Source organism: Streptomyces sp. NPDC002536 (assembly GCF_053594995.1).
Window position 1 is genome coordinate 49,489 of record NZ_JBSFWU010000019.1, and the last position, 13,039, is coordinate 62,527.

13 protein-coding genes and 1 riboswitch are annotated in these 13,039 nt (G+C 70.5%); of the genes, 10 read left to right on the plus strand and 3 right to left on the minus strand.

The features are described from left to right. Positions 1–184: 184 nt before the first annotated feature. Positions 185–457, plus strand: coding sequence for a DUF1876 domain-containing protein (locus ACWD4B_RS09985; RefSeq protein ID WP_451420288.1), 273 nt, complete (start codon positions 185–187; stop codon positions 455–457). Between the two features lie 39 nt (positions 458–496). On the opposite strand, the gene ACWD4B_RS09990 is transcribed toward ACWD4B_RS09985, so the two are convergent. Continuing rightward, on the minus strand, positions 497–913 hold the full coding sequence (locus tag ACWD4B_RS09990; RefSeq protein ID WP_451420289.1) for a glyoxalase: 417 nt from the start codon (positions 911–913) through the stop codon (positions 497–499). A gap of 202 nt (positions 914–1,115) precedes the next feature. Between ACWD4B_RS09990 and ACWD4B_RS09995 the strand changes: the two genes are divergently transcribed. From ACWD4B_RS09995 to ACWD4B_RS10025, 7 genes are all read left to right on the plus strand, one after another. Beyond that, positions 1,116–1,952, plus strand: a complete 837-nt coding sequence (locus tag ACWD4B_RS09995) for a DUF6227 family protein (RefSeq protein WP_451420290.1) — start codon at positions 1,116–1,118, stop codon at positions 1,950–1,952. Positions 1,953–2,148: 196 nt separating this feature from the next. After that, positions 2,149–2,352, plus strand: coding sequence for a cold-shock protein (locus ACWD4B_RS10000; protein WP_390781376.1), 204 nt, complete (start codon positions 2,149–2,151; stop codon positions 2,350–2,352). 214 nt (positions 2,353–2,566) lie between these two features. Beyond that, positions 2,567–4,180: a DEAD/DEAH box helicase gene (locus tag ACWD4B_RS10005; protein ID WP_451420291.1), complete on the plus strand. Its 1,614-nt coding sequence runs from the start codon at positions 2,567–2,569 to the stop codon at positions 4,178–4,180. A gap of 271 nt (positions 4,181–4,451) precedes the next feature. Next, on the plus strand, positions 4,452–5,576 hold the full coding sequence (locus tag ACWD4B_RS10010) for a PP2C family protein-serine/threonine phosphatase (protein ID WP_451420310.1): 1,125 nt from the start codon (positions 4,452–4,454) through the stop codon (positions 5,574–5,576). A gap of 153 nt (positions 5,577–5,729) precedes the next feature. Further along, positions 5,730–5,897: riboswitch (cyclic di-AMP (ydaO/yuaA leader) on the plus strand. Positions 5,898–5,909: 12 nt separating this feature from the next. Continuing rightward, positions 5,910–7,007 carry a peptidoglycan DD-metalloendopeptidase family protein gene (locus ACWD4B_RS10015; RefSeq protein ID WP_451420292.1) on the plus strand — a complete coding sequence of 366 codons (1,098 nt, stop codon included), beginning with the start codon at positions 5,910–5,912 and terminating at the stop codon, positions 7,005–7,007. 102 nt (positions 7,008–7,109) lie between these two features. After that, positions 7,110–8,585: an MFS transporter gene (locus ACWD4B_RS10020; protein ID WP_451420293.1), complete on the plus strand. Its 1,476-nt coding sequence runs from the start codon at positions 7,110–7,112 to the stop codon at positions 8,583–8,585. Positions 8,586–8,621: 36 nt separating this feature from the next. Next, positions 8,622–9,566: an aldo/keto reductase gene (locus tag ACWD4B_RS10025; protein ID WP_451420294.1), complete on the plus strand. Its 945-nt coding sequence runs from the start codon at positions 8,622–8,624 to the stop codon at positions 9,564–9,566. Between the two features lie 91 nt (positions 9,567–9,657). Here ACWD4B_RS10025 and ACWD4B_RS10030 read toward each other — a convergent pair whose 3' ends face one another. Then, on the minus strand, positions 9,658–9,951 hold the full coding sequence (locus ACWD4B_RS10030) for a hypothetical protein (protein ID WP_451420295.1): 294 nt from the start codon (positions 9,949–9,951) through the stop codon (positions 9,658–9,660). A gap of 138 nt (positions 9,952–10,089) precedes the next feature. Here ACWD4B_RS10030 and ACWD4B_RS10035 point away from each other — a divergent pair, with 138 nt between their 5' ends. Continuing rightward, the gene (locus ACWD4B_RS10035) at positions 10,090–11,313 is read left to right on the plus strand and encodes a serine hydrolase domain-containing protein (protein ID WP_451420296.1); all 1,224 of its coding nucleotides are present in this window, start codon (positions 10,090–10,092) and stop codon (positions 11,311–11,313) included. 148 nt (positions 11,314–11,461) lie between these two features. On the opposite strand, the gene ACWD4B_RS10040 is transcribed toward ACWD4B_RS10035, so the two are convergent. Then, a complete protein-coding gene (locus tag ACWD4B_RS10040) occupies positions 11,462–11,917 on the minus strand; it encodes an ATP-binding protein (protein ID WP_451420297.1) in 456 nt (151 codons plus the stop codon). A 264-nt stretch (positions 11,918–12,181) separates the two neighbouring features. On the opposite strand from ACWD4B_RS10040, the gene ACWD4B_RS10045 reads away from it, so the two are divergent. Beyond that, a complete protein-coding gene (locus ACWD4B_RS10045; protein ID WP_451420298.1) occupies positions 12,182–13,033 on the plus strand; it encodes a helix-turn-helix domain-containing protein in 852 nt (283 codons plus the stop codon). Positions 13,034–13,039 lie beyond the last annotated feature (6 nt).

Consider the following 13,039-nt stretch of genomic DNA (forward strand, 5'->3'; position numbering starts at 1 on the left):
GTTGTGGGTTCGAGTCCCACACGGCCTACCGCTGAGGCCCAGGTCGGAGTACATCCGGCCTGGGCCTCGTGGCGTTCCTGGGCCCCGGCGGCCGCAGCCCGCGCCCGGGGTGCGGGTGGCGCCGGAGCGTGGCAGCGTGGTGAGTGGAACAGTGTGTCTGTGCTGCGTGAAGGAGGGCTCTCCCATGACCGGCACGAAGACCTGGAACGTTCAGATCAGCATCCATGAGCACGACAGCATGGTGAACGCCGAGGCGCGGCTCGAGGGCCGTGGCTCCGAGCCGTTGGTCGGCGAGGGGACGGCCCGCTGCAATCCGGGCGACGAGAACGTCCCCGCCATCGGCGACGAACTGGCCTCCGCCCGCGCGCTGTCCGCTCTCTGCCACCAGCTGCTGCACAGCGCCGCGATGGACATCGAGGCGCACACGCACAAACCCGTCGAACGGCTTCACGCCTGAAGCCCCTGTCACCGTTTCCACCGGCGCCCTGCCGGCCGCTCAGGCGGCGGGGCGCCGCTCCATGAACTCCAGCCTGTTGCCGAGCTTGTCGAAGGCGTGGAAGCGGTCGAACCCGGGGAAGTTCTCGTCCCACGTCACCTCGTGCCCGTGCTCCTCCAGACGCTCGGCCAGCCGGTGCAGCGCGTGGACGAGGATGCCGGGGTGGGCCTTCTGCGCCGGGTGGAAGTCCTGTTCCACGCCCAGGTGCACCTCCACGCCGCCGCCCCGGAACCAGCAGCCGCCCCGGGCCGCCAGCACCTCGGGCTTCTGCAGCTCGGTCATCCCCAGCACGTCGCCCCAGAACGCCCGGCACAGCGCCTCGGCGCCCGGCGGTATCGAGATCTGGACATGGTGCAGGCCGCCGAAGCCGAAGCCCTCGGTGCCGGCGGGGCCACCGCTGTTCGTGGTCGTCGTCATGTGCCGGTTGTACCAGCGGCCACCGGAGGGGGCCACGGAGTGGCGGGCGGCACACCGCAGTTGAACGGCCCGGCGGGCCCGTCCGGCCGCCGCCGTGGCGCCAGTTGCTGAAAACCCGGCCCCCGGGCCGTGTTCGCGCCGCTACGGTAAGTGCGCGGGGTGGGGTGAGGCGGGCCGGACGAAGGCCGGGAGGTCGAGAGGCATGGCGACGACACGAGCGGGCGGGGGCGAGGGGGAGCACCGGGACGAGGCCGTGTGCCCCGGCGGGGCGGAGGCGGGCGAGCGGACGCCCGCCCAGCAGGTCGCGGAGCTGCTGCGGCGGGCCCAGAACGGCTTCGAGATCGGCGAGCCGGTGCTGGAGCGGCTGCGCACCGCCCTGATGCACCAGGCCGAACTGCGCTCCTACCGCCAGCGCAACGACGAGCGCCGTCCGCTGCGTTGCAACACCTACCGGCACATCTTCCTGCTCGCGGACGGCAGCAGCCTGCTGCTGTACGAGTTGGAGCACGACACCGGGCCGCAGGAGCGCTTCCTCTACGAGCTGTACGCGCGCGAGGACGCGCTGGACCGCGCCGAGTGCCGGGTGCACGAGCGCATCGGCGGCGGCATCGGCCCGGGCAGCGAGGACGAGGAGCTGCCGGCCTGGCTGGCGGAGGAGCTTCTGATGGCGATGGGCCCGACGCGGCCGCGCAAGGAGTACGTCTCCGAGGCCTCGCCCGACCACGCCCGGCGCCTGCTGCGCCGCGCGGAGAACGCGGACGGCCCCGGCGAGGTGGTGCGCGAGCTGCTCCAGGGGGCGCTCGGCCATCACATCGCGCTGATCACCAAGCCGCGGCGGCGCGGCGCGGGCCGCGACACCCCCTGGTGCCGCTTCTACGAGCACGCGTTCCTGCTGGAGGGCGGGGGCGAGGTCAGCCTGTGGGAGCTGGAGCACAACATGACCGCGGACGGACGCCTGGTGTGTGAGGTGTATCTCGACGAGGCCGAGGCGGAGGTGGCCGCGGACCGGCACGCCCGCGCGCAGGGCGTCGAGTTATAGGGGGAGCGAGGGGAGGCCGGGGGCGGCGTGGCCTGAAAGGGGGGAGTCGCCGCCCTGCACGCCTGTGCTACGATCGGTCTAGTTGCAATTGTGGTACCCATGAACTCGTGTGCGCCTCGGTTCTGTAGCCGATGGCGCATTTTTGTTTCTGCCGGTCTATTCCGGTGTGGGGCCCACCCCATTAAAGGAGATAGACATGGCTACTGGCACCGTGAAGTGGTTCAACTCGGAAAAGGGCTTCGGCTTCATCGAGCAGGACGGCGGCGGCCCGGACGTCTTCGCCCACTACTCGAACATCGCCTCCTCCGGCTTCCGTGAGCTGCTCGAGGGTCAGAAGGTTTCCTTCGACGTCGCGCAGGGCCAGAAGGGCCTGCAGGCGGAGAACATCGTCAACATCTGACGACCTCTGCCGGTTCACTCCGGCACTGCGTGAGGCGACATCGCAGCACGCATGAAGCACAACGCAAAAGGGCCTGCACCACTGGGTGCGGGCCCTTTTGTCGCCCAGTATCAGCGCGCCCAGGCTCACGCGATGCGCGATCGTCGCGATGCATGAGAGTCTCCGTTTCGTCTCCGTTTCGGGCGTGCCACCCCTCTTCAGGGAAGGTCCCCGAATGACTCGTTCCGCACGCCCGTCGTCGTCCCGTCCGTCGCGTGATTCCCGCCCGTCCCGCTCGTCCCGTCAGGGCAGCGGCAGCGGTGATCAGCAGGGCGGCCGCCCTGCGCGCCGCAAGCCCGCTGCGCCGCTCCAGGGCGAGTTCGAGACCCCGGTCAGCACCACGCCGGCGCTCCCCGCCGTCGACTCCTTCGCCGCGCTCGACATGCCGAAGGCCCTGCTCAGCACGCTCACCCGGGAAGGCGTCACCGAGCCCTTCCCCATCCAGGCCGCGACCCTGCCCAACTCGCTGAGCGGCCGTGACGTCCTTGGCCGCGGACGTACGGGCTCCGGCAAGACCCTCGCCTTCGGCCTGGCCCTGCTCGCCCGCACCGCCGGCCGCCGCGCCGTGGCCGGGCGCCCCCTGGCGCTGGTCCTCGTCCCCACCCGTGAGCTGGCGCAGCAGGTCACCGACTCGCTCACCCCGTACGCGACCGCCGTCAACCTGCGGATGACCACGGTCGTCGGCGGCATGTCGATCGGCCGCCAGGCCCAGGCCCTCGCGCGCGGTGCGGAGGTGCTGGTCGCGACGCCGGGCCGGCTCGCGGACCTCATCCAGCGCGGCGACTGCGCGCTCGGCGACGTGACGATCACGGTCCTGGACGAGGCCGACCAGATGGCCGACATGGGCTTCCTTCCCCAGGTCACCCGGCTGCTCGACCAGGTGGACCCGCAGGGCCAGCGCATGCTGTTCTCCGCGACCCTCGACCGCAACGTCGACCGCCTCGTGCGCCGCTTCCTGACGGACCCGGTGACGCACTCCGTGGACGCATCCGTCGGCGCGGTCGTCACGATGGACCACCACCTGTTCCACCTCATGGACGACAGCTCCAAGAAGGCGGCGGTCACCCGGATCGCGGCGCGCGAGGGCCGCGTGATCATGTTCGTGGACACCAAGCGCGGCGCGGACCGCCTGGTCAAGCGGCTGCTCTCGGAGGGCGTCCGGGCCGCTGCCCTGCACGGCGGCAAGAGCCAGCCGCAGCGGAACCGGGTGCTGGAGCAGTTCCGTACGGACCAGGTGACGGCGCTTGTCGCGACCAACGTCGCGGCGCGGGGCATCCACATCGACGGCCTGGACCTGGTCGTCAACATCGATCCGCCGGTCGACCACAAGGACTACCTGCACCGCGGTGGCCGTACCGCCCGCGCGGGCGAGTCGGGGACGGTTGTCACGCTGGTGCTGCCTGAGCAGCGGCGCGAGATGACCCGGATGATGGCGACGGCGAAGATCACGCCGAACGTGGCACGCGTCCACGCGGAGGACCCGGAGCTGGCCCGCATCACGGGGGCCCGTGAGCCGAGCGGGGTGCCGGTCGTCATTGCGCCGCCGGTCGCCGCGACTCCGCCGCGGGCCGCCTCCGGCGGTTCGCGCAGCGGGCGCGGTTCGCGAGGCCGCGGGCGCGGCGGTGCCGGTGCCGGCACCGGTGGTGCCGAGCGCTCGGGCGGCGGCCAGCCGAGTACGCGCACGCGGACGGAGGGTGGCAACCCTGAGCGCTCCCGCCGCCCGCGTCGCGGCGGCGCCGCCGGCAATGGCGGCAATGGCGGTACGAACCGCCGCCCGTCGGCATCCTGACGAGGGGCGCTGCGCGCCCGGCTCCCGCCGCGGCGGCGGGCAGAGGCGCGGGCGCCCTTCCGCCCCGCGCTCAACGCCGCGCAGCGAAGAGGCAGCATGCCTCCTCATCCCTGCCGCAACGGCGCCGAGCCCCTGCGGCGCGGTCCGGCGGTGCCGAATCGCCCGCACCCCACCGCCCCGCGGAGCGCCCCGCGCAGCGGGCCCGGCGGGGACCCCACTCGGCGCACCCCGACTCGCCAGGCCCCGTGCCCGGCGCAACGCTGGGCACGTGATCCGAGGGACGGCACCCGCCACAAACGGCGAAACCCGCCGGGACGGCACCGGCACCCGCCGCGCGGCCCGCAGCCTCCCCGCCGTCCTCATCGTGGGCGGCCTCGTCTTCGACTACCTCACACCCCCCAACTACACCTCCGCTCCCTTCTTCGCCGCAGCCCCGCTCGTCGCAGCGGCCCTCCTCTCCCGCCGCCTCACGCTCGTCACGGCCGCCGTGGCGAGCGCCGCCACCCTCGGCCTGGCCGTGGTCCGCACCACCATCGGCGTCGGCGAGCGCATCACCGAGGTCGTCACCGTCGTGACGGTCTGCGTCCTCGCCCTCGGCATCAACCACGTCGTCCGCCGCAGCGACCGCCGCCTCGCCTCCGCGCGCGGCATCGCGGAGGCGGCCCAGCGCGCCGTCCTTCCCACGCCCCCGGCCCGCATCGGCGGCCTGCGCGTCGCCGCGCGCTACGTGGCCGCGCACGCCGACGCCCGCATCGGCGGCGACCTCTACGCGGTGCAGGACACCCCGCACGGCGTCCGCCTGATCGTCGGCGACGTCCGCGGCAAGGGCCTCGGCGCGGTCGAGGCCGTCGCCGTCCTCATCGGCGCCTTCCGCGAGGCGGCCGAGCAGGAGCGCACGCTCGAAGGGCTCGCGGCGCGCCTGGAGCGTGCGTTGCAGAGAGAGGGCGCACGGCGCGCCAACCTCGACCAGAGCGAGGGCTTCACGACCGCCGTCCTGGCCGAAGTGCCGCCCGGCGCCCCGTTCCTCCGCCTGGTCAACCGCGGTCACCCGCCCCCGCTCCTGCTCCACTCCGCGGGCCGCATCACCGAGGCGCACCGCGGCCCGGCGGCGCTGCCCCTCGGCCTGGGGGACGTCGGCGCCTGGCCGGACCACGTCCAGGAGTGGGAGTTCCCGCAGGGGACGACGCTCCTGCTCTTCACGGACGGAGTGACGGAGGCGCGTGACGCGGACGGCACCTTCTACGACGCCGGGCGCCGCCTGAGCGGCCGCCAGTTCCGCAGCCCGGACGCGCTCCTGGACGCCCTGACCGAGGACGTCGCGTGCCACACGGGCGGTGAGACGGCGGACGACATGGCCCTGTTGGCGATCCGCCGCGGGCATCCGCACCGTGCGTAATCGATCTTGTTCTGAGCGGCACGCCCACCACATGGCAAAACCTGCCCAAGAGCCCCGTGAATTCACGCTTTCGGCTTGGAAATCGGCTGCCGTGTCTATTAACGTTCGATAACGCAGCGCGGTCGTCAAACCGCCGCAAGAGGCGGCACCGTGCGCCTTCGCCGAATCCCGCACGTCTGGCTACACCCTGCGCGACCAGCAACTTCAGGGAACCGGGGAACCACAACCCTTGGGGTGAATCGGGCCGGCGGCAGCCGGCCCGTAGGGGACCTTCCTCCTCCGAACCCGTCAGCTAACCCGGTAGGCGAGCAGGAAGGAAAGGAGTGCGCCCCGGTGGCGTCCAACAGCCCGTTCCCGGACGGCAGTTCGCACCCTCCGTATGCTCCGCACGACCCTCATGACCCGTACGCTTCGTACGAACGTGCGCCCGCCGCCGGCCCCGGGGAATGGAACCCCGGCGAGGACTCGGCGCCTGCCGCGCGCGGCCGGCACCGGGTCGCGAAACAGCGCGGCGGTTCGATGGCCCGCAGTGGCGCCGTACTCGGCGTGGGCGTCATCGCAGCGGTCGGCGCGGGCGGTATGGCGACTGCCCAGGATCGCCCGGCGCCGCCGATATCCGTGCCGGACGTACCGGATCTGAAGGAACTGCCGGAGATGGCCGGAAAACTGCTCGGAGTGGTCGAAGAGGAATCCCCGGCCCCCGCCGCGTCGCAGGAAGCGTCCGAATCCGCGAACGGTTCCGGCTCCGCATTGGCGCAGAACGCCGCGGACGCCGGCGAAGCGCTGCGCGCCCGCATCCTCCAGCAGGCCGAGCACCAGCAGGACTCGGCCGAGGAGGCCGCCCGCCAGAGCGAGACGAAGGCCGCGGAAGACGCGCACCGCAAGGCCGCGGCCGAAGAGACGGCGAAGGCGGAAGCCGAGAAGCAGACCCGGCCCGAGGAAAAGCAGCAGACTCCGCAAGCTGAAGACAAGGGTGAAGACAAGGCTGGAGACAAAGCCGACCCCGAAACACCGAAGCCCTCGCGGAGCGAACACGGCTCGTACGTCCTCCCCGTCGGCTCGTACACCCTCACCGCGGGTTTCGGGCAGTCGGGAAACATGTGGTCCGCGAACCACACCGGCGAGGATTTCGCCGCCCCGACGGGCACGCCCGTCAAGGCGGTCGGCGGCGGCACGATCACCCAGGCGGGCTGGGCGGGCGCGTACGGCTACCGCATCGTCCTGACGCTCGACGACGGCACGGAGCTGTGGTTCTGCCACCTGTCGTCGATGGTGGTCACGTCCGGCAAGGTGGCGGCGGGCGACGTCATCGGACGGGTCGGGGCGACCGGCAACGTCACGGGTCCGCACCTGCACCTGGAGGTGCGGCCGGACGGCGGCGGGCCGGTGGATCCGCTGCCGTGGCTGCGGGACAAGGGCCTCCAGCCGTAGGGCCTGCCCTGTCGGGACCCCGCCCGGTTCGCACGTTCGTACGCTCACTCGTGCGCACATTTGCCCGAGAATGTTCTGCTTCAAATAGGGCACTCAGATGGTGTGACGACCGCGAGGACCATCTCCACGTCCGTGCCTGCGCGACTCGACCGACTGCCGTGGTCGCGCTGGCACTGGACGGTTGTCATCGGACTCGGGACGGTCTGGATCCTGGACGGCCTGGAGGTGACGGTCGTCGGCAACATCGCCGGCCGCCTCGCCGAGAAGGGCAGCGGCCTGCCGATCAGCTCCGGCGGGGTCACCGGCATGGCGGCCGCACTCTATGTGGCGGGGGCGTGCTCGGGGGCACTCTTCTTCGGACGCCTGACCGATAAATTCGGGCGGAAGAAACTCTTCATGGTGACGCTCGCGGTCTATCTGGCCGCGACGGCGCTGACCGCGGCCTCGTTCAGCTCCTGGTGGTTCTTCACCTTCCGCTTCCTCACGGGCTTCGGCATCGGAGGCGAGTACGCGGCCATCAACTCCGCCATCGACGAACTGATCCCGGCCGCCTATCGCGGCCGCGTCGACCTCATCATCAACGGCAGTTTCTGGCTCGGTGCGATAGGCGGCTCGCTCCTGTCGATACTGATGCTGGATACAGCAATCTTCTCCCGCAGCGTCGGCTGGCGGCTGACCTTCGGCATGGGCGTCATCCTGGGCCTCGTCATCCTGCTCGTACGACGCCAGGTGCCGGAAAGCCCACGCTGGCTGTTCATCCACGGCCGGGGGGAGGAGGCCGAGGAGCTGGTGGACGCCATCGAGCAGCGCATCACCGCCGAGAAGGGCACGCCGCTGCCGCCGGCCGCCGGCCGGATCACCATTCGCCAGCGCGAGAGCATCGGCTTCCGCGTCATCGCCCGCACCCTGTTCAAGGACTACACGAGGCGGGCGATTCTCGGGCTCGCGCTCTTCGTCGGCCAGGCCTTCCTCTACAACGCCATCACCTTCGGCTTCGGCGCGATCCTGACGAAATTCTTCGGCGTCTCGACCTCCCACACCGGCTACTACTTCGCCGTCATAGCCGCGGGCAACTTCCTTGGCCCGTTGTTCCTCGGAACGCTCTTCGACACGCTCGGCCGGCGCATCATGATCTCCTCGACCTATCTGCTGGCGGGCGTTCTCCTCTTCGCCACGGCATATCTCTTCAGCACCGGCAGCCTGAACGCGACCACGCTCACGGCCTGCTGGTCCGTGGTGCTGTTCTTCGCCTCCGCGGGCGCGAGCAGCGCCTATCTGACCGTTTCGGAGATCTTCCCGATGGAGACCCGGGCGATGGCGATCGCCTTCTTCTACGCGGTGGGCACGGCAGCGGGCGGCATCAGCGGCCCGCTGCTCTTCTCCCAGTTGACCAGCAGCGGCGTCATCGGCGACACCGTCCTGGCCTTCGACATCGGCGCCACGCTGATGTGCCTGGCCGGACTGACCGCCGCACTGCTGGCGGTCAGGGCGGAGGGCCGTTCGCTGGAGGACATCGCGGCACCGCTGTCGGTGGCGCCGGACCCTCTCCTGGCGCCGGCACCGGCTCCGACGGAATAACGGAATAGCAGGCCGGTAACGGCAGTTGATCAAGATATGGCTGACAACTTCCGCAAGATCGGCAATCTGTCCGTCCACCCGCTCGCGCTCGGCGGCAACGTCTTCGGCTGGACGGCGGACGAAGCCCAGTCGTTCGCCGTCCTGGACGCCTACGTCGGCGCAGGCGGCAATTTCATCGACACCGCCGACGTGTACTCGGTCTGGGCGCCGGGCAACCAGGGCGGCGAATCCGAGACCATCATCGGCAACTGGCTGGCCGCACGCGGCAATCGGGACGACGTCGTCATCGCGACCAAGGTCGGCGCCGGCATTCCCGAGCCGCGCGGCCTGTCCGCCGATGCCATCAAGTCGGGCGTGGAGGACTCCCTGCGCCGCCTGCGCACGGATCACATCGACCTGTACTACACGCACTACGACGACCTGTCGGTGCCGGTGGAGGAGTTCCTCACGGCCCTGGACGCCCTGGTGAAGGAGGGCAAGGTCCGCGAGATAGCGGCCTCCAACATCACCGCGGACCGCCTGACCGAGGCCCTCAACTTCTCGGAGGCGAACGGCATCGCCAAGTACGTCGCCATCCAGCCGCACTACAACCTGGTGTCGCGCGACACGTACGAGGGCGAGCTGGCGGACGTGGCCGCCGAGCACGGCCTGGCCGCTGTCCCGTACTACGCACTCGCCTCGGGCTTCCTGACCGGCAAGTACCGGCCGGGCGCGGACGTGGACAGCGCGCGGGCGGGCAAGGCGGCCGAACACCTGGAGACGGAGCGCGGCCCGCGCGTCCTGGCCGCGCTGGACGAGATTGCGGCTGCACACGACGCCGAGGTCGCGACGGTGGCACTGGCGTGGCTGGCGGCGCAGCCGACGGTGGCCTCGCCGCTGGCGAGCGCGCGCACGGTGGAGCAGCTGCCGGCGCTCCTGGCGGTCGCGGACCTGCACCTCACGGAGGCGGAGGTGGCGCGCCTGACGGAGGCGTCGGCGTAGGGCGCGCCCCGTAAGGGGCGCGGGGAACTGCGCGACCAGCCACGGAACGCCCGCAGTCGAAGTACCGCACTTCCAGCGTCCAGCGGAGCGCTCAGCGCTCGGTGGCCGCCCAGGAGGCAAAGGCAACGGTGGCGGCCACGCCGAGAACGGACGGCCAGGCGCCGACCTTCTTGGCGAGCGGGTGCGACCCACCGAAGGCGGCGACGTAGAGCCCCGTGAGGGCGGCGGCCGTCGCGGCCCCGCCCCGGGCGTTCCACTCCCGGGCAGCAGCGGTCCCGGCGACGGCGAGCACGGCGCCGCCGAGGGGCCGCTTCCCGGTCCACCGGGCGACGGCGTACCCGCCGACGAGCCCGGTGGCAGCGGTGAGGGACGGGGAAACCTTCATGCCACAACCTCCGTGCAGATCCGTGCAGAGACGAGTGACCCTGAGGCTAACCCTGAGGGGTGTGTCGGGGAGGCATCGGGGGAGGGTGGGGGCTGTTCCCGGATGGCTGGGCGGGCCGGCGCCGGAACCATGATGGTCATGACTTCGACCTTCCTGTCCCGCCGGGCCCTCGTGGGCGCCACGCTGACTGCCGCGCTGCTCACGGGGGTTGCGGCTCCGGCCGCGATGGCGGCGACGCCGACGACTGCGTCCTCTTCGACGACTTCCACGACTTCGGCGGTCCCGCCGCTGGACACCGCGGCCCTGCGCGCGGCGATCTCCGACCTGGACCACCCGCAGGCGACGGCGGCCCAGCTGCGGGTCGGCGGCAAGGCGGGGAGCTGGTACGGCACGGCGGGCGTGGCGAACCGGGCGACGGGCGCGCCGATACGCCAGGACGACACGTTCCGGGCGGGCAGCATCACGAAGATGTTCGTGGCGGCGGCGGTGCTGCAGCTGTCGGCGGAGGGCAAGGTGGACCTGGACAAGCCGATCCAGGACTACCTGCCGGGCGTACTGCCGAAGAGCTACGCCCCGATCAAGATCTCCCAACTCCTGAACCACACGAGCGGCTTGCCGAGCGAGGACATCCCGAAGTCCAAGCAGAAGAACACCCCGGAAGAGATCCTGGCCCACCGCTACGACCAGTGGACCCCGAAGGAGATCGTGGCCACCCTGCCCGACGGCCCGATGAAGTTCACGCCGGGTACGAAGCAGGAGTACCGGGGCATGAACTACGTCCTGTCGGCCATGCTGCTCGAAAAGGTCACGGGGAAGCCGTACAGCAAGGTGATCGGCGACCGCATCCTGCGCCCGCTGGGCCTGCACCACACCTCCTTCCCGGGCAACGACCCGAAGCTCCACGGCCCGCACGTCCACGGCTACCTGGCGATGTCGGACGGCACGCTGAAGGACGTGACGGAGTACAACCAGTCGGAGGCGTGGGGCGAGGGCGAAGTCATCTCGACGACGGGCGACTTGAACCGCTTCATCACGGCCCTGTTCACGCCGGGCAAGGCGCTGCCGAAGGCGACGCTGGACAAGATGTTCCAGATGCCGGCACCTGATGTGCGCATGGTGGACGGCTCCCCGGCCCGCTACAGCATGGGCCTCCAGACGGTCACGGTGAACGGCGTGACCCTGTGGGGCAAGACGGGGGAGCGGTACGGCTACAACTCGGCGGTGGTCGCGACGCGGGACCTGCAGCGCACGGCGGTGTACTCGTGGACGCCGACGCACCGGGACGACAGCCAGATGCAGATGGCGTTGCGGATCGCTAATGCGGTGACGAAGCCGGCGGGGGCGGGTGTGGCTGCGAGGTGATGGCTGCGGAGCGCAGCACTGCAGTGTCAGCAACCAACGCCGGGGGCTGCCCGCTCCGTTGGTTTCTGACATCGGAATGAGCCGATCTGCAAACGGATCGCGGCGGTGGGCCCGGGACGGGGGTACGGGCCCGCTGTTGCCGCATGGTTCAGCGAGGATCGCCGCCCTCGCGCAGTTCAAACCACACGCACTTGCCGATGACGTCGAGCCCGTCCCACACCAGGTTCATGCCGTAGGCGACGGAGAGCTGTTGGACGAGGGCAAGCCCTCTTCCTCGCTCCTCGTCGCTACGGGCCCAGCGGTGCCGGGGTAGCCGGGTGGGGTCGTGATCACGAATGGAAGTGATCACGCGCAGCCCCTGGACGTCCACCTCCACGGTGAGGTCGGGTACGCGGGCGTGCTGTACGACGTTCGTGACGGTGTCGGAGACGCAAATGCGGGCGTCGTCGATGAGCAGAGGATGCTCGGTCGCGACGAGTACGCCGCTGATGAAGTGCCGGGCGAGCCTGGCTGTGGACGGCTCGGCCGGAGCGACCAACTGGTAGAGGCGCGGCGGTTCGTAGAGGGGCATGGTGCGGGAGCTGTCGAGCGCGGTCGTACGCATTTCCTGGTCTCCCAGCGCGGTCGTGGAGGGGCGTCTGCACTCCGACCGTCGTCCGTGGCCCGGCTACCTCCCAAGATTCCATCAACTGATAGGCAGGTAGCTGCACTTCGGTCTTCCCGACGTGGATGTGCGGTGTTGCCAGGACCGTAGGGCACAAATCTGTACCGGCACAATTCTGTACCGCGTATGTCACTCGGAAGTGGCAATTGGACCTGTGGGAGGGTGGCGCGGGACACTCGGACCACCGAACGGAGGGCCGCATTCATGCCGCCGAGACGCAATCCCACAGCGCGTCAGGCCCGCCTGGGCGCGGAGTTGAGGAAGCTCCGAGAAGCATCCGTGATGTCCATGGCCAATGCAGGAGCGCTCCTCGGTGGCGGCTCGGCACAGATCAGCCACATCGAAGCCGGCCGCTGGGGCGTCAGCGCCGAGCGCGTACGCCGACTCGCTGCCCACTACAAGGCGGGCAACACTGTGCTGATCGACGCACTGTGCGGGATGGCGGAGGAGCGCGGGCGAGGCTGGTGGGAGGCCTACCGAGGGGTCCTGACTCCCGGCTTCCTCGACGTATCGGAGCTGGAGCACCATGCCTGCGCACTGCGCCTGCTCCAGATCACGCACGTGCCAGGCGTCTTCCAGACCGAGGACTATGCGCGAGTCGTTTTCGGCAGCGCCGTACCGACCCTGCCGGAGCTTGAGCTGAACGCGCGGGTGGAGCACCGCATAAGGAGGCGGGGCATCTACGACCAGCCACATGCCCCGGAGACCGTGGCCCTGGTCCACGAAGCCGCGCTCCGCATGCGTTACGGGACCCGATCGATCCAGCGCGCGCAGTTGAAGTTCCTCCTGCAGGCCGCGGATTGGCCGACCGTGACCGTGCGCGTCATCCCCTTCGACACGGACAACGTGATCGGAACGGCACAGTCGATGCTCTACGCGTCCGGCCCCATCCCGGAGCTCGACACGGTCCAGATCGACAACGCCTTCGGCGGGGGCTTCATCAATGCCGTCCCCCTACTGTCCATGTACCGCGACATGTTCGACGGCCTGGCGAAGCCGGCGCTGGGCGTGGACGAGTCGCGAGCCTTCATCCGGCAGGTCATCAGCGAAACGTGAGGAGCG